General features: G+C 71.4%; 15 protein-coding genes. 3 read left to right on the top strand and 12 right to left on the bottom strand.

All coding sequences use genetic code 11. The annotated features are described in order from the left end of the window. Positions 1-21 precede the first annotated feature (21 nt). Together hpt and MFF13_RS04905 are read right to left on the bottom strand one after the other, a co-directional pair. On the bottom strand, positions 22-594 hold the full coding sequence (gene hpt, locus MFF13_RS04910) for a hypoxanthine phosphoribosyltransferase (protein ID WP_147750718.1): 573 nt from the start codon (positions 592-594) through the stop codon (positions 22-24). 58 nt (positions 595-652) lie between these two features. Beyond that, a complete protein-coding gene (locus MFF13_RS04905) occupies positions 653-1,519 on the bottom strand; it encodes a zinc-ribbon domain-containing protein (protein ID WP_147827988.1) in 867 nt (288 codons plus the stop codon). Between the two features lie 247 nt (positions 1,520-1,766). Between MFF13_RS04905 and MFF13_RS04900 the strand changes: the two genes are divergently transcribed. The 3 genes from MFF13_RS04900 (at position 1,767) to MFF13_RS04890 (ending at position 4,344) form a co-directional block, all read left to right on the top strand. Beyond that, complete coding sequence (locus tag MFF13_RS04900) at positions 1,767-2,402, top strand: cell division ATP-binding protein FtsE (protein WP_238271154.1); 636 nt, start codon at positions 1,767-1,769, stop codon at positions 2,400-2,402. After that, positions 2,402-3,376, top strand: a complete 975-nt coding sequence (locus MFF13_RS04895; protein ID WP_147827989.1) for a cell division protein FtsX — start codon at positions 2,402-2,404, stop codon at positions 3,374-3,376. The genes MFF13_RS04900 and MFF13_RS04895 overlap by 1 nt, the downstream gene beginning before the upstream one ends. A 155-nt stretch (positions 3,377-3,531) precedes the next feature. Further along, entirely contained in the window at positions 3,532-4,344 is an 813-nt protein-coding gene (locus tag MFF13_RS04890) for a YdcF family protein (protein ID WP_147828038.1), read from the top strand. Positions 4,345-4,448: 104 nt separating this feature from the next. Here the strand turns inward: MFF13_RS04890 and MFF13_RS04885 are convergent, their stop codons facing one another. From MFF13_RS04885 to MFF13_RS04840, 10 genes are all read right to left on the bottom strand, one after another. Next, a complete protein-coding gene (locus tag MFF13_RS04885; RefSeq protein ID WP_147750722.1) occupies positions 4,449-5,105 on the bottom strand; it encodes a hypothetical protein in 657 nt (218 codons plus the stop codon). A 62-nt stretch (positions 5,106-5,167) separates the two neighbouring features. Continuing rightward, entirely contained in the window at positions 5,168-5,554 is a 387-nt protein-coding gene (locus tag MFF13_RS04880; RefSeq protein WP_147750723.1) for a PepSY domain-containing protein, read from the bottom strand. Between the two features lie 474 nt (positions 5,555-6,028). Then, positions 6,029-6,382: a hypothetical protein gene (locus MFF13_RS04875; protein ID WP_147827990.1), complete on the bottom strand. Its 354-nt coding sequence runs from the start codon at positions 6,380-6,382 to the stop codon at positions 6,029-6,031. After that, positions 6,379-6,846, bottom strand: a complete 468-nt coding sequence (gene ptsN, locus MFF13_RS04870; protein WP_147750725.1) for a PTS IIA-like nitrogen regulatory protein PtsN — start codon at positions 6,844-6,846, stop codon at positions 6,379-6,381. The genes MFF13_RS04875 and ptsN overlap by 4 nt, the downstream gene beginning before the upstream one ends. Positions 6,847-6,979: 133 nt before the next feature. Then, the gene (gene hpf, locus MFF13_RS04865; RefSeq protein WP_147827991.1) at positions 6,980-7,588 is read right to left on the bottom strand and encodes a ribosome hibernation-promoting factor, HPF/YfiA family; all 609 of its coding nucleotides are present in this window, start codon (positions 7,586-7,588) and stop codon (positions 6,980-6,982) included. A 241-nt stretch (positions 7,589-7,829) separates the two neighbouring features. Next, a complete protein-coding gene (rpoN, locus tag MFF13_RS04860) occupies positions 7,830-9,386 on the bottom strand; it encodes an RNA polymerase factor sigma-54 (protein ID WP_147827992.1) in 1,557 nt (518 codons plus the stop codon). Positions 9,387-9,705: 319 nt separating this feature from the next. Then, positions 9,706-10,716 carry a helix-turn-helix domain-containing protein gene (locus MFF13_RS04855; protein WP_147827993.1) on the bottom strand — a complete coding sequence of 337 codons (1,011 nt, stop codon included), beginning with the start codon at positions 10,714-10,716 and terminating at the stop codon, positions 9,706-9,708. A 216-nt stretch (positions 10,717-10,932) separates the two neighbouring features. Then, positions 10,933-12,555, bottom strand: a complete 1,623-nt coding sequence (locus MFF13_RS04850; protein WP_147827994.1) for an ABC-F family ATP-binding cassette domain-containing protein — start codon at positions 12,553-12,555, stop codon at positions 10,933-10,935. Positions 12,556-12,624: 69 nt separating this feature from the next. After that, complete coding sequence (locus MFF13_RS04845) at positions 12,625-12,978, bottom strand: hypothetical protein (RefSeq protein WP_147827995.1); 354 nt, start codon at positions 12,976-12,978, stop codon at positions 12,625-12,627. Positions 12,979-13,244: 266 nt separating this feature from the next. Next, a complete protein-coding gene (locus MFF13_RS04840; protein ID WP_238271106.1) occupies positions 13,245-16,373 on the bottom strand; it encodes an efflux RND transporter permease subunit in 3,129 nt (1,042 codons plus the stop codon).

Genomic DNA, 16,373 nt, shown 5'->3' with positions numbered 1-16,373 from the left:
TGCCGCGCGTCGGATCGCGGCTCAGGCGCCGCCGAACAGGTCCGGATCGGGGCTGTCGTAGTCGACCACGCCGACGAACGGCAGCTGCCGGAAGGCGTGCGCGGCATCCATGCCGTAGCCGACGACGAAGGCGTCCGGGCAGGTGAAGCCGACGAAGTCCGCGTCGATCTGCACCGCGCGCTTGCCCGGCTTTTCGAGCAGCACCGCGGTGAGGACGCGGGACGCGCCGCGGGCCATCAGCAGGTCCTTGGCGAACACCACCGTGCGGCCCGATTCGAGGATGTCGTCGACGAGCAGCACGTCGCGGCCGCGCACCTCGCTCTGCACGTCGCGCAGGATCTCGACCTGGCCGGAGGAGACCGTGCCGGTGCGATAGCTCGACAGGTGGACGAACTCGACCTGCGGCGACAGCCCGACCCGGTGCAGGGCGCGCAGCAGGTCGGCGGCGAACATGAAGCTGCCCTTGAGCACCGCCACCACCAGCAGGTTCTGCGGGGCGGCGGCCTTGATCTCGCGCGCCAACGCCTCGTTGCGCGTCGCGATGGTGGCTTCGTCGAAGAGGACGCGGACGCGTCGGGAGGGCGTGGTGGTCATGCGCCCTTCATAGCCCATTCCCGCGCGCGCGGACCACGGCCCCGTGCTCGAAAATGCGTCAGGGCGTGGCGGAATCCGTCTTCACATCACCCTTCACATCCATCTTCACATCACCTTTCATCTCCACCTTCACGTCTTCCGCCTTGACCGCATCCGCGAAGCGGACCTCGACCCCGCGTCCCTGCTCGGGCGGATCGGGGAAGCGGGCTGCGAACCGCGCGGTCTCGCCCTGCGCCAGGCGGCTGCGCGGCGGGGCGATGGTGTAGGTCTTCACGACCCGCTCGGCGGCGTCGCGCACCAGGACGCTGATCGGCGGCACCGGCATCCCGTTCCGGGCGGTGCCGACGAGGTCGCCCTCGACCACCAATTCGCCCGGCCGCTCGCCGCCGGCCTGGTTCCGTAGGGCGGTGGCGTCTCGGATCTCGATGCCGCGCAGGTTCACCGGCAGGCCGATGCGCGCGAACAGCCCAGCCGCCTGCGGCAGCGCCTGCACCACCTGCACGCGGGCGAGGCAGGCGAGGGGGATCGCGGCCAGCACCACGAGGCCTGCGGCGAGCGCCGGCGACAGCGCGGCGACGCCGCCCTTGCCCGCTCCCTTGCCCGCGCCTTTGCCGAGCGGCTTGTAGCCGGGCTTGGGCTTTCCCGCCTTCGCGCGGCGCGGGGCGTCGGGCACGTTGTCGATCGTCTCAGGGGTCGCCGCCTCGCGCACCGCGGCCGAGGCCTCGGCCCAGGCCTCCGCGGAGACCGCTTCGTCGGCGGCGGCGCTCGCCGCCTGCAACTCGGCCTCGTGGGCGGCGACGACCTCCGCCGGCGACACGAACCACGTCTCGCGGCAGGCGGCGCAGCGTACCGAGCGCCCTTCGGTGCCGACGCGGGCCGTGTCGATCCGGTACTCGCTGGCGCAGGTCGGGCAGACGATCAGCATACGCGGCACGCTCGGTGACGGGCGCCGCCGCGCGGGACCTGCGGCGAAAACCCTTGGGCGATCCTCGGCGGTTAGGGTTAAGCTCCGGTGAAACTGCTGAGAACCGGCTTGAAATGGCCATGCGCGGCGGTCATCCCGTCGTGGACGGGATGGAACGGGAGCGGGCGGGCCCTTGCGCGAAACGGCGACGACGAAAAGCCTGCTCTCCGGCGCGGAAGGGCCGGTGGTCCAGTTCGAGAACGTCGGCATGCGCTACGGCCTCGGGCCGGAGGTGCTGTCCGACGTGAGCTTCCGCATCCAGCCGCACTCGTTCCAGTTCCTCACCGGGCCGTCGGGCGCCGGCAAGACGACGCTGCTGCGGCTGATCCTGCTCTCGGTGCGCCCGACCCGCGGGCTGGTCTCGGTGTTCGGCAACGAGGTCAGCGGCATCTCCAGCGCGTCGCTCACCGGGCTGCGGCGCCGGATGGGCGTGGTGTTCCAGGATTTCCGCCTGCTCGACCACCTCACCACCTACGAGAACGTCGCGCTGCCGCTCCGCGTCCAGGGCCGGGCCGAGACCAGCTACCGGGCCGAGGTGGTCGAGCTGCTGCGCTGGGTGGGCCTCGGCGAGCGCATGCACGTGCTGCCGCCGCTGCTTTCTGGCGGCGAGAAGCAGCGCGCGGCCATCGCCCGCGCGCTGATCGCCCGCCCCGACCTGCTGCTCGCCGACGAGCCCACCGGCAACGTCGACCCGAGCCTCGGCCGCCGCCTGCTGCGGCTCTTCCTCGAACTGAACAAGCTCGGCACCTCGGTGATCATCGCCACCCACGATTTCGGGATCATGGATTCGGTCGATGCGCGCCGGATGGTGATCGGGGACGGCCGCCTGCGGATCGAAGGCTGATGGACGCAACCCGCGAACGCACCCAGGCCGCCGCCCGCAAGCCCGTCGATCGGCCAGCGGCCGAGCCGGCGCTTCCCCCGACCCTGCGGCGCAACGCGCCCCTGGTGCCGACCGATTCCGCCGCGAGCCGGTCGCTCGCCGCCGTCATCGCCATCCTCACCTTCCTGGCGGGCCTCTGCGCGGGCGCTGCCGAGATCGTCGCGTCGAGTGCCGGGCAGTGGCAGGGCACGGTGGCGCAGGAGGTGACGATCCAAGTGCGCCCGGCGCCGGGCCGCGACCTCGACGCCGACATCGCGCGGGCCGACGCCATCGCCAAGGCCGAGCCCGGTATCGCCGCGACGCGGGTGTTCTCCAAGATGGAGGCCGAGCGCCTGCTCGAACCCTGGCTCGGCAGCGGCCTCGACCTCTCGGACCTGCCGGTGCCGCGCCTCATCACCCTGAAGCTCGGCGACCAGACGCCCGACCTCAAGCACCTGCGCGCCGGCCTCACCGAGGCGATGCCGGGGGTCGCCAGCCTCGACGACCACGCGCTCTGGCTGCAGCGGCTCTCGACCGCGGCCAACACCTTCGTCGGCATCGGCGTCGGCATCGTCGCGCTGGTCCTGGTCGCCACCGGCCTCGCGGTCGCGTTCGCCACCCGCGGCGCCATGGCGGGCAACCGCGAGGTGGTGGAGGTGCTCCACTTCGTCGGCGCCGACGACGACTTCATCGCCCGCGCCTTCCAGCGGCGGTTCTTCGGCCTCGGGCTTCGCGGCGGCATCATCGGCTCGGCGGCGGCGCTGGCCGCCTTCGCGCTGGCCGGGCTGCTCGCCCGCAACTGGCGCTCGGGGCCGGCCGGCGACGAGGTCGAGGCGCTGTTCGGCGCCTTCCACATCGGCTGGCGCGGCTATGCCAGCGTGATGGCGATCGGCGTCATCGCCTCGCTCGTCACCGCCGTGATCTCCCGGCTGACCGTGCGGCGGTTCCTGGCCTGAGGGCGCGGCCGGGCGACCTGTGCGAACCGCTCCGAAAACCCCCGTGATCGAAAGCGCTTGGCGAACCGTTAACCCTCCGGAAAGGATTCGCCGCCGCAAATGTCGCCTCCGCCCCGCCGCATTCGGCGCTATCCTCAGCGAGCATGACCACGCGTATGGCGCGCGCCTTCGATCCGAGACGGGCCGGCCCGGGTGACGAGCTTGCCGAGCTCACCGGCTGGGTCTGGGATGCCGAGCCGCGCTCGGTGCCCGCGGTGCCCGCGGCGCCGGCCGCGCGGCCCCTCGGCCCGGTGGCGCTGACGATCCTCGGCCTCGGCGGCCTCGCCGCGGTGGCTTTGGTCGCCGGCTTCCTCGCCTTCGTCGCCGCCCTGGACCGCAGCGAGCGGGTGCCGCAGGGCCGCGCCGACGGCATCGTCGCGCTCACCGGCGGCGCCCAGCGCATCGGCGACGCGATCGACCTGCTGGCCGGCGGCTACGGCCGGCGCCTGCTGATCACCGGCGTCAACGAGCGCACCAGCCGCGACGAGATCGCCCGGCTCAACCCGACGCAGCGCCACTGGATCGATTGCTGCGTCGATCTCGACTACCGGGCGCGCAACACCATCGGCAACGCCATCGAGACCCGGCGCTGGATGCGCCACAACCGCTTCAGCACCGTCGCGGTGGTGACTTCGAACTACCACATGCCGCGGACGCTGATCGAGCTCGACCACGCCCTGCAGGGGGGCGACCGGATCGTGCCCCATCCGGTGATCGCCGAAGGGTTCGACGGCGCCGACTGGTGGCACAGCCCCTCGGCCACGAAACTGCTGGCGTCGGAATACCTGAAGTTCCTGGTGGCCTGGGTCCGCACCCGGTTCGAGACCGATCCGGAGAGCTCCCGCGTCGCGATCCTGATCGGCCGCGGCAAGCCTGTGAAGGCACCGGTACGGATGGTCGCAGAGCCGCTGCTGCGCGACCTGCGCTAGACGCCCCTTTGTCTTCCGAACACGAATCAGCCCCGGGCGCCGGGGCGCCGCGGGGCTGAAGATCGTGGGCCGCCGCCGGGGCGACGGACCCTAAGCGAGACCGCTTAAAGCGGCCGGGCGGGGTAGGTGCGGACGCCAGGGCGGCCGCCTGCGTTCGGCGGCAGGCCGTTCGTCGGCGTCGGGCCGGCCGGGTCCGATGCGGTCAGCGCCGGGCCGCTCCAGCCCTCGGAGCGCCAACTGTTCGAGCGCTCGCCGACGTCGACCGAGCCGTGCTCCTCGAGGATGTCCATCACCGTGTTGGCGTGGGCCTCGTCCGCCCGCACCGTGACGAGGGTGCCGCCGCGGCGGATGCCCTCGTTATAGGTGTGGGCGTCGGTCTCGCTGATGCCGGCACCCGTCAGGGCTCCGACGAGGCCGCCGGCGGCGGCGCCGATGCCGGCGCCGGTCAGGGTCGCCACGAGCCAGCCTGCGGCGACGACCGGGCCGACGCCGGGAATCGCGAGAAGGCCGAGGCCGGTGAGGAGGCCGGTCGCACCGCCGACGACGGTACCGAGCGAGGCGCCCGTGCCGGCTGCGGTCTCGGCCTTGTGCGCGGTGTCGGCGTGGTCGCCGGTCCCGAGCCGGCCGGCATGCCGGTCGCCTTCGTTGTTGCTGACGACGCTGATGTCGCCGTGCGAGACGCCGGCGGCCTCAAGGCGGGTCACCGCCGTGCTGGCCGCGTCGTAGTCGTCATAGAGGGCGGTGATGGTCTGATGTGCCATGGTCAAATCCTGGATGTCGTCGAAAATCGCGCGGCTGCGCTCGAACCGTCCGGGGACGGCGCTCACTGCGCGGCGACGTTGCCCTTGAAGTCGACGCCGACCTTGACCGGCTTGCCGTTCAGCACGGCTTCGGCGCGCCAGATGCCCTTGTCGTCCTTCTTCAGGCCGCGGACGTCCTTGTAGCCGGCATCCTCCAGGCGCTTGTGCGTCTGGGCTTCGGTGAAGCTGTTGGCGCCTTCCTCCAGCTTCGCGTTCGCGGCCGCGTTGGCGGTGGCCGGCTTGGAGGCGTCGGGGCGGTCGGTGTTCGGCCGCGTCACGGCCTCCTGACCACCGGACTTCTCGCTGGACTTTGCGTCCGGCGCGGGGGTGCCCGTGGTCGTGGTCTGAGCGGAGGCGATGCCGGTCCCGAGCAGGGTCACGAGCGCGATGGCAGTCAGATGGCGTTGCAAGGCGGTTTCCTCTACTGTTACCCCCAATCAATCCCGTCGCAGCCCCAAGCGTTCCGAACTATATTCTTCGAAGACATCTTCGCGCCGACTCGAGAAAGCGTGGCGTTTCGCGAAAAAATACCGTTTTCCTGGGAACGGTTTCGCGATGAGCGCTGAGACGCACCGGAAAGCCGGGCATTCCGTGCCTCGTAAACGCCTCGCCCCATCGGATGAACCGTGGGCTTCCCCTCTCCCCGCATGCGGGGAGAGGCCCGGCCGCACCCCGTCGTGCAGCCGGGAAGCGAAAGGCGAAGCCGAAGCGAGGGTGAGGGGGAGCGAACGGAGGAAGCTCATCCGGATCGGCTCCTCACCGTCGGCTGCCGCCTCGCTCGGCCGACGACGAGGTCGGCCAAGCCCTCTCCCCGCAAGCGGGGCGAGGGGGGCGCACGCGGCAAGCCGTCGGGAACGAAGGTGGGCGGCAGCCCGGCCGGCGGGTCAGCCCCGGCAGCGCGTCTTGATCGCGGCCGAGAATTCCTTCTCGGAGTCCTGCACCTGGCTCAGGCGCGCGCCGCGCTCGCCGCCGGAGAGGCAGCGGCCGTAGACGCCGGCGACGCGGCGCATGGTGTCGACGTGGCGGCGCCAGATCCGGCAGCTCTTGGCGTCGTCGCCGTCGGCCTGCTCGAGCTGGTCGATCGCCTGGCGCTGCATCGACTGGGCGACGAGCACGTCACGGGCGCAGGTGCCGTCGGCCGCGCCCTGTTGCGCCCGCGCGGCGTGCGGGACGGCGAGCAGCGTCGCCGCCACGGCGAACGGCAAGACCCGCGGCCGGCTCACGCGACGCCCGGTCATGCGGCCTGCGAGGTCGAGGTGTGGGTGAGCAGCGCGTAGAGGGCGTGCGCGTCGCGCGCCGCGCGGATGCGGTCGAGGATGCCGGGCTCGCGCAGGATGCGCGCCACCTGGGCCAGGGCCTTGAGGTGGTCGGCGCCCGCGCCCTCGGGGGCGAGCAGCAGGAAGGCGAAGTCCACCGGGCGGCCGTCGAGGGATTCGAAGTCCACCGGCCGGTCGAGGCGGGCGACGAGCCCGAACAGCCGGTCGAGGCCCGGCAGCTTGCCGTGCGGGATCGCGACGCCGTCGCCGATGCCGGTGGAGCCCAAGCGCTCGCGCTGCAGCAGGGTCTCGTAGACGTCGCGGACGTCGAGCGTCGGCAGGCGCCGGACCGCCTGGGCGGCCAGGTCCTGCAGCACCTGCTTCTTGGCCCGGGCGCGGAGCGAGGGCACCACGGAATCCGGATCGAGGAATTCCAGCATCGGCATCGAAGGACCGCCCGCCCGCTCTCGAACCATGGGGGCCACGCCCCCATGAAGAGGGCGCGCACCGCGTTGTCCGCGCGGCCGCGCCCCAAAAACACCAATCCCCGCCCCGAGGGCCGGTTCCGGCGTCCTCGGCTCAGGCCGCCGCGCTCGGCGGGTCGACCCAGCCGATCGCGCCGTCGCTGCGCCGGTATACGACGTTGATGCGGCCGGTGCCAGCATGCACGAAGACGATCACCGGGGCGCCGGTGAGGTCCAGCGCGGTGACCGCCTCGCTCACCGAGTGGCGCTTGAGGGTCTTGGTGCTCTCGGCCACGATCGGCGGGTGGCTCGCGCCGTCGTCGGGCTCGTCCTCGTCCTCGTCGTCCTCGGGCGCGGCGAACACCGCGTAGGCCGCCTCGATCGCGGCGCCGTTCGGCCCCCCGTTCGGTCCTTGGGCGTGCTCCTTGAGCCGGTGCTTGTAGCGGCGCAGGCGCTTCTCCAGCCGGTCTGCGGTCTGCTCGAAGCTGGCGCGCGGGTCGTGCGCGGTGGACGACGCCTCGATGGTGAGCCCGGAGACGAGGTGCAGCACGCAATCGGTGCGGTAGGCCGAGCCGTCGCGCCGGAGCGTGACGTGGCCGGTGCTGCTCTCGTTCATGTGCCCGTCGAGGTATTTTGACAGGGTCGCCGCCATCCGCTCGTCGACACGGCCCCTGAGGGCTTCGCCGAGGTCCAGGCCGTGGCCCGTGACGCGCAATGACCCCATGTATCCTCCGGTGCGGTTGACCCTGGTCTTTCGCCCGCCGACCGCGGCGAGCGGGATTCGGCGGAACGCCGACCCGTCGGCGTGACGGGGGAGGGAGTAGAGAAGCCGGCGCAGGCGAAGTCAACGGACGTGAGAAGCCTTGCCGGTCACGGTCCAACCGCCGGGGCGGGCCTGAAACCGCCCTGCGCGGCAGCGCCGTCATCCTCCAGCGCGGCGGGCGAAGAGCCCGCTCGCGGCGCGTTCACCGCGCCATCATCACCCCCGCCACCATCCCGCCCTGCGCGTAGCGTTCGCGGCGGCGCTCGATCGACGAGGGGATGCGCAGGGATTCGCGGTACTTCGCCACCGTGCGGCGGGCGATGTCGACGCCTTCGTGGCGCAGCTTCTGCACCAGGGCGTCGTCGGAGAGCACGTCGTCCGAGGTCTCGCCGTCGACGAGCTGCTTGATGCGGTGGCGCACGGCCTCCGAGGAGTGGGCGGCGGTGCCGGCGGCCCCGGGGATCGCGGCGGTGAAGAAGTACTTCATCTCCAACGTGCCGCGGCTGGTGCCGATCGCCTTGTTGGAGGTGACGCGCGAGACGGTGGATTCGTGCATGCCGATCGCCTCGGCGACCGTCTTGAGGTTCAGGGGCCGCAGGTGCGTGACGCCGTGGACGAAGAACCCGTCCTGCTGGCGCACGATCTCGGTGGCGACCTTGAGGATGGTGCGCGCCCGCTGCTCCAGGCTCCGGGTGAGCCAGTTCGCGGTCTGCAGCGCCTCGGAAAGGAAGGCCTTGTCGCCCTCTGCCTTCGCGCCGCGGACCACGCGGGCGTAGTAGCTCTGGTTGACCAGGACGCGGGGCAGCGCCTCGCCGTTGAGCTCCACCAGCCAGGAGCCGTCGGGGGCGGCGCGCACGAACACGTCGGGGATCAGCACCTCGACGCCGCTCGAGCCGAAGGCGCGGCCGGGCTTGGGATCGAGCCGGCGGATCTCGCCCAGCATCTCGACGAGGTCCTCGTCGTCGACGCCGCACAGGCGCCGGAGGGCGGAGAAGTCGCGCTTGGCCACGAGGTCGAGGCGCGAGACCAGCGCCTGCATCGCCGGGTCGAACCGGTCCTTCTCCCGCAGCTGCAGCGCCAGGCACTCGGCGAGGTCGCGCGCGGCGACGCCGGCCGGATCGAAGCTCTGGACGAGCTTGAGCACGCCGGCGACCCGGTCGAGGGAGGCGCCGAGGCGCTCGGCCACCGCGTCGATCGATTCCCGGAGGTAGCCGGCCTCGTCCACCGCATCGATCAGGAAGCCGCCGATCAGCCGGTCGGTGGCGTCGCGGGTGGCGAGGTCGAGCTGGCGGCCGAGATGCTCGCGGAGCGACGTCTCGACGGTGAGCGTCGCCTCGAAGTCCGGGGCCTCCGAATCGAAGCTGCCGCCGGTGTTGCCGTAGGGTGCGGGCGTCAGCGAGAGCATGTCGCCGGTGGCCGCCTCGCGGATCGGGCTCGGCGCGTCGTCGGGATAGACGTTGTCGAGGCGGGCGTCGAAGTCGCCGTCGATCTCGCCGCGGCCCGGGTCGACCTCGGCGGCCTTCCACTCCGCCCCGTCCGCGAAGGCCTCGGCGGCGGGTTCCGCGTTCGCGGCCTCGCCCGGGCCGTCGGTCGGCTCGGCCTCGGCGCGCTCCAGGAGCGGGTTGCGCTCCAGCTCGGCGTCGACGTAGGCCGCAAGATCGAGCTGGGAGAGTTGGAGGAGCTTGATCGCTTGCAGAAGCTGCGGTGTCATCACCAGGGACTGGCCCTGGCGCATTTCCAGCCGTTGCAGCAAACTCATCGCGTCGCCTCGGTCCTCTTCGGTGAACAGGCCGCGCCCCGCGTTGCTACGCAATAGGCACGGTTCTTGCTTTAACTTCAGTTAAGCCCTTTAAACCCATCGCGCCCCCGCGTCAAAGCGTGTTGGGTGTGCTGCGCGCTGGTTCGGTGGATGGTGGCGCCAACGCCACAGCCGGCACACGGCACGCTCGCACGGATGTGCTGAGGAACGGTTGCCATACGCAGGCTTCGCCGCGGGCGGTGCTTGCCTGTCCGGGCAGTCCTTGCCTGTCCGGGCGGTCCTTGCCTGCCCGGGCGGGCCGGATCGGCGCATCCCCGCGTCAGTACAATTCGATCAACCAGTCGTTGAGCGGCTGGGTCCGGCCGTCGCCCGGGTCCTTCGCGCGTCGCAGCTGCTCGATCATGCTCCGGAACTGCCCCGGCGGGCGGCCGAAGGTCGAGCGGAAGGCGCGGTTGAGGTGCTGCTCGCTGGAGAAGCCGTGCGCGTGGGCGATCGCCGCCAGCGGGTGCGCCCCGCCGCGGCGGCGCAGCACGTTGCGGATCCGTTCGAGGCGCCGCAGCTGGATGAAGCGCGCGACGCCGCCGTCCGCGGCGAAGCACCGGTACAGCACGGTGCGCGAGATCCCGACGCCGCCGGCGATCGCGTCGGCGTCGAGGCCGTGGTCCGACAGGTGCGCCTCGATGAACGCCTCGACCTTCCGGCGGCGTCCGCCGTCGGGCTGCCCCAACGCGGCGACGGCCTCGGCACCCGGCGGCGTCCCCTTGAGGGCCGCGGCCAGGAGCATGCCGAGCACGGGGCCGAACTGGTCCGACGTGTCCGGGGTCAGCGCCTCGACGCGGTGTGTGAAGGAGATCATCAGGTCGGCGATCACGCCGGCCACCCGCTGCGACAGCACCGTGCCGTGGAAGGCCCGCGGGTCCGGGATCAGCGTCCCGATCTGGTCGCGGGCCACCGCCACGGTGATCGTGTGCGTGTCGTCGCACCGGTTCCGCTGCGGCGCGCTGGTGTCGATGACCAGGATCTCGCCCGGGCGCAGGCGGCGCTCCTCGCCCTCCGCGCCGGCGACCAGGCTGCCGGAGAGCAGCAGGTGGAGCGTGAGGTGGTCGAAGCCGTCGCGGCGGACGCGGGCGACGTCGCGGTCGTGGCCGACGCCGGCGAGCCGGCGCTCGAACACCAGCATGCGGTTGAAGCGGTAGGCCCGCACCTCGGCGTGGAACGCCCCGTCCGTGCGCGTCACGTCGGCGCCGGTCGCGTAGAGGGCGTGATACGCGTCGAACCCGACGGCCGGGCGCAGGGCCTTGCTGGAGAAGGAGAGCAAGGGCAGCGACACGTTCTTCGACCCCTGCTGGCGCGGACCGCGATCGGCCTCGGCCCGCGATAACCCTAACCTATGTCAATCACCTAAAGGATTCGACAAGACTAGGGCGAGGTCTGCAACGCATGGTCGTGCGGTCGGCCGCCGTCTTCCCTGGGTGGGACCACGTATAGGCGCCTCGAACAGCTCGCGGTCTACGCAGGCGCGAAGGTCACCGCCCTCGTCGCGCCTTCAGCTGCGCAGGCCCGGTGCCTCCTGACCCGTCCGGGCCACGTACTCGGTGTAGCCGCCACCGTATTGGTGGATGCCGTCAGGGGTGAGTTCGAGCACCCGGTTCGAGAGCGCGGCCAGGAAGTGGCGGTCGTGGCTGACGAACAGCATCGTGCCCTCGTAGCTGGACAGCGCGTCGATCAGCATCGCCTTGGTGCCGATGTCGAGGTGGTTGGTGGGCTCGTCCAACACCAGGAAGTTCGGCGGGTCGAACAGCATCTTGGCCATCACCAGCCGCGCCTTCTCGCCGCCCGACAGCACCCGGCAGCGCTTCTCCACGTCGTCGCCCGAGAAGCCGAAGCAGCCGGCGAGCGCCCGCAAAGACCCCTGGCCGGCCTGCGGGAAAGTGCTTTCCAGGTCCTGGAAGACGGTCAGATCCCCGTCGAGCAGGTCCATGGCGTGCTGGGCGAAGTAGCCGAGCTTGACGCTGCCGCCGACCGCGACCGTGCCGTCGTCGGGCGCGGCCGAGCCGGTGACGAGCTTCAGAAGCGTCGACTTGCCGGCGCCGTTGACGCCCATCACGCACCAGCGCTCGCGCCGGCGGATGCCGAAATCCAGGCCCTCGTAGATCGTGCGGCTGCCGTAGCGCTTGTGCACGCCCTTGAGCATCACGACGTCGTCGCCCGAGCGCGGCGCCGGCTGGAACTCGAACGTCACGGATTGCCGGCGCTTCGGAGGCTCCACCCGCTCGATCTTGTCGAGCTTCTTCACCCGGCTCTGCACCTGGGCGGCGTGGCTCGCCCGCGCCTTGAAGCGCTCGATGAACTTGATCTCCTTGGCCAGCATCGCCTGCTGGCGCTCGAACTGCGCCTGCTGCTGGCTCTCGTTCAGCGCCCGCTGCTGCTCGTAGAAGGCGTAGTCGCCGGAGAACGTCGTGAGGGTGCCGCCGTCGATCTCGATCACCTTGCCGACGATGCGGTTCATGAACTCGCGGTCGTGCGAGGTCATCAGCAGCGCGCCCTCGAAGCCCTTGAGGAAGGATTCGAGCCAGATCAGGCTCTCCAGGTCGAGGTGGTTCGACGGCTCGTCGAGCAGCATCACGTCCGGGTTCATCAGGAGGATGCGGGCCAGCGCCACGCGCATCTTCCAGCCGCCCGACAACTTGCCGACGTCGCCGTCCATCATCTCCTGGCTGAAGCTCAGGCCGGCCAGCACCTCGTAGGCCCGGCCTTCGAGCGCGTAGCCGTCGAGCTCCTCGAAGCGCGCCTGGACCTCGCCGTAGCGGGCGATCAGCGCGTCCATCTCGTCGGCCCGGTCGGGATCGGAGAACGCCGCCTCCAGCGCCTTCATCTCCAGGCCGACCGCGCTCACCGGGCCGGCGCCGTCCATCACCGCCGAGACCACGCTGCAGCCCGACATCTCGCCGACGTCCTGGCTGAAATAGCCGATGGTGACGCCGCGATCGGTGGAGACCTGGCCCTCGTCGGGCTCCTCCTCGCCGGTGATCATCCGGAACAGGGTGGTCTTGCCGGCGCCGTTGGGGCCGACGAGCCCGATCTTCTCGCCCTTCTGCAGGGCGGCCGACGCCTCGATGAAGACGATCTGCCGGCCGTTCTGCTTGCCGATCTTTTCGAGGCGTATCATGCGGTGGAAAGGCCCTGGTGTGGTCCCGCGGGCCTTACGGCATCGGGCGCATCACCGAAAGGGCAGGGCTCATCTCTCGAAGCGGGCTTGCAGGGTGTGGCCGTGCATCCGCGCCGACAGCACCACCTTGGCGCCGGCGGGCAGCGGCGCCTTGAGCGCGCCGACGAGCCGGTTCGGCTCCGCGCCGGCCAGCGCCACCGTCTCGGTCCGGCCCCCGGCCTGGACGAAGGCCTTGCCCGTCACGCCGACGGTCCTGGCCGGGCCGCCGTCGTCGTCGGTGACGAAGAAGGTCAGCGCGGCGTCCGAGGCGACGAACTCGATCGGATGCCCGTCCGCCACCACCACGACGCCGCCGTTCGGGCCGGCGGCGAGGGCCGGGACGGCGAGGGTGAGGAAGAGGGCGGTGGCGAGGATGGGGCGCATGAGGGGCTCCTGGGTTTTACGGGGGGAGGTCTGTCGAAGGTCCTTCGCAAGGCCTCGACATCTTCGCGACGAAGCGCGGGCCCCCTCTCCCGGGCGGGAGAGGGTTGGGGTGAGGGGCGAGAACTGGCCGGAGAGGTCACGCCCCTCATCCCAGCCTTCTCCCCCCGGGAGAAGGAGCCGCGGTGCGTCTCGCGCGATCCGTACCGGAGCCGTCGTCTGACTGCGCAGCGGTCCTAGGGGGGAGGGAGACGTAGCGGAACGACCCGTCAAAACGCCTCGGCCGTCGCAACTCCGGTCGGCGCCTCCGCGCGGGCGGCGGCCCGCAGGCGTTCCAGCGGCTTGCGGCCGAAGGCGAGGAACAGGATCGGCGTCAGCACCGTGTCGAGCAGCGTCGCGCTGATCAGGCCGCCGAAGATCGTCACCGCGACCGGGTGCAGGATCTCCTTGCCCGGCGCGTCGGCGCCGACCAGCAGCGGCGCCAGCGCGATGCCGGCCGCGAGCGCCGTCATCAGCACCGGCGTCAACCGCTCCAGGCTGCCGCGGATCACGAGGTCCGGCCCGAACGGCAGGTCCTCGTGGATCGCGAGGTTGAGCCAATGGCTGATCTTCAGGATGCCGTTGCGCGTGGCGATGCCGGTGAGGGTGATGAAGCCGATCATCGAGGCGACCGAGAGCGGCTGCCCGGCGAGCCACAGGCCGACCACCGAGCCGATCAGCGCCAGCGGGATGCTGCCGAGGATGATCAGGGTCAGCACCGCCGAGCGGTAGCGCCCGTAGAGCAGGGTGAAGACCAGCGCCAGCGAGACGAGCGAGAGCAGGCCGATGGTGCGCGCCGCCTCGCCCTGCGCCTGGAACGAACCTTCGAGGCTCGTGGCGTAGCCCGGCGGCCACCGGGTGGCGTCCACCTGCTCGCGGATGGCGGCGACGACCCGGCCCATGTCGGCGCCCGGCGCGGTGTTGGCCTGGACGACGATCCTGCGCCTGGCGTTCTCGCGCAGGATCTGGTTCGGGCCGTCGGTCTCGCGGATGTCGGCGATCTGGCGCGCGGGCACCCAGCCGGACGGCGTCTCGACCAGGAGGTCGCCGAGCGCCTGGGTCGTGCGCTGGGTGTCGGACAGCCGCATCACCACGTCGAAGCGGCGGACGCCGTCCACCACCCGCGAGACCACCTGGCCGTTCGAGAGCCGGCTCAATTGCTCGACGAGGGCCGCCGGCTGCACGCCGTAGAGGGCGGCCCGGGCGTAGTCGACCCGGACCTCGAGCTGCGGGATCAGCACCTGCTTCTCGACCTGCAGGTCGGCGATGCCGGGGATCGCGGCCAGGCGCTGGCGCAGGTCTCCGGCGAGGCTGCGCAGGGTGTCGAGGTCGTCGCCGAAGATCTTCAGGGCGATCTCGGCCCGCACGCCCGAGAGCATGTGGTCGAGCCGGTGCGAGATCGGCTGGCCGACGTTGACGCCGACCGGCAGCAGGGCGAGGCGGGAGCGGATGTCGGCGACGAGGGCGTCCTTGGCCCGGGCGCCGGGCTTCAGGTCCACCTCCAGGTCGGAGGAGTGGACGCCCTCGGCGTGCTCGTCGAGCTCGGCCCGGCCGGTGCGGCGGCCGACGGAGCGCACGTCGGGGATCTCCAGGAGCAGGCGCTCGGCCACCAGCCCCATCCGATTGCTCTCGGGCAGCGAGATGCCGGGGTTGAACGTCATGTTGACGGTGAACGAGCCTTCGTTGAACGGCGGCAGGAAGGCGCGCGGCAGCCACGCCGCCGCGACGCCGGCCGCCGCGACCGCGACCGCGGCCGCGAGCAGGATCGGGCGCCCGCGGGGCAGGGCCACGCGCAGGGTCGCGGCCAGCGCGCGCTTGAGCCGGCGGATCAACCCGCTCTCGTGCTGGTCGAGGCGCTTGAGGCCGGGCAGGAGGTAGTAGGCCATCACCGGCGTCAGGGTGATCGAGACCACGAGGCTCGCCAGGATCGCGACGATGTAGGCTTGGCCGAGCGGGGCGAAGAGCCGGCCCTCGATGCCGGAGAGCGCGAACAGCGGCACGAACACCAGCACGATCACCATCGTCGCGTAGACGATGCCTGAGCGCACCTCCTGCGAGGCGGCGACCACAACCGCGAAGGTCGAGCGCGGGTCGCCCGCCGCGCGGTTCTCCTTGAGCCGGCGAAAGATGTTCTCGACGTCGACGACCGCGTCGTCGACGAGCTCGCCGATGGCGATGGCGAGCCCCCCGAGGGTCATCGTGTTGATCGAGAGGCCGGCGAGGTGGAACGCGATGGCCGTCGCCAGGATCGAGACGGGGATCGCGGTGAGCGAGATCGCCGTGGTCCGCAGGTTCAACAGGAAGGCAAACAGCACGATCGCCACCACCACGATCGCTTCCACCAGCACCTGCTCGACGTTGCGGATCGAGGTCTCGATGAAGTTCGCCTGCCGGAAGATCAGCCGGTCGGCGCGCACGCCCGCCGGCAGGGTCGCGGTGATCTCCGAGAGCGCCGCCTCGATCCGCCCGGTGAGCGCGACGGTGTCGGCGCCGGGCTGCTTCTCCACCGAGATCACCACCGCCGGCGCGCCCATGTAGCCGGCGTCGCCCCGCTTCACCTTGGCGGAGAACGACACCTCCGCCACCTGCCGCAGGTAGACCGGCCGCCCGTCCACGGTGGCGACGACCATGTTGCGCAGGTCGTCGAGGTTCATGGTCCGGCCGAGGTTCCGGATCAGGTATTCGCGGGCGTACTGGTCGGTGAAGCCGCCGCCGGTGTTGGTGCCGAACTGCGCCAACGCGGTCTCGAGCTGCGCCTGCGTCACGCCGAGCGCCCGCAGCGCCGTGGGTTGGGGCGCGACGCGGAACTGGCGCACTTCGCCGCCCATCGGGATCACCTGCGCCACGCCGGGGATCGACAGCAGGCGCGGCCGGATCGTGAAGTCGGCGATCTCGCGCAGGCGCATCGGGTCGACCGTGTCGCCGGTGAGCGCGACCATGACGATCTGCCCCATGATCGAGGAGATCGGACCCATGGTCGGGCTCACCTCCGCCGGCAGCTGCGGCCGCGCCATGGCGAGGCGCTCGGCCACCTGCTGGCGGTTGCGGTAGATGTCGGTGCCCCAGTCGAACTCGACATAGACCACCGACAGGCCGACGCCCGAGACCGAGCGCACGCGGGTGACGCCGGGCAGCCCGTTCATCTGCGTCTCCAGCGGGAAGGTGACGAGCTGCTCGACCTCCTGCGGGGCGAGGCCTTCCGCCTCGCTCATGATCGTGACGGTGGGCCGGTTGAGGTCGGGGAAGACGTCGACCGGCAGGCGCGTGACGGTGAACGCGCCGTAGACGACGAGGATCGCGGCGATGGCGAGCACCGCCAGCCGGTTGCGCAGGGCCTGCGTGACGAGGAACGTGAACAT

This window comes from Methylobacterium cerastii, from assembly GCF_022179125.1.
GTDB lineage: Bacteria > Pseudomonadota > Alphaproteobacteria > Rhizobiales > Beijerinckiaceae > Methylobacterium > Methylobacterium cerastii.
This window is presented reverse-complemented; position numbering and strand designations above follow the sequence as displayed.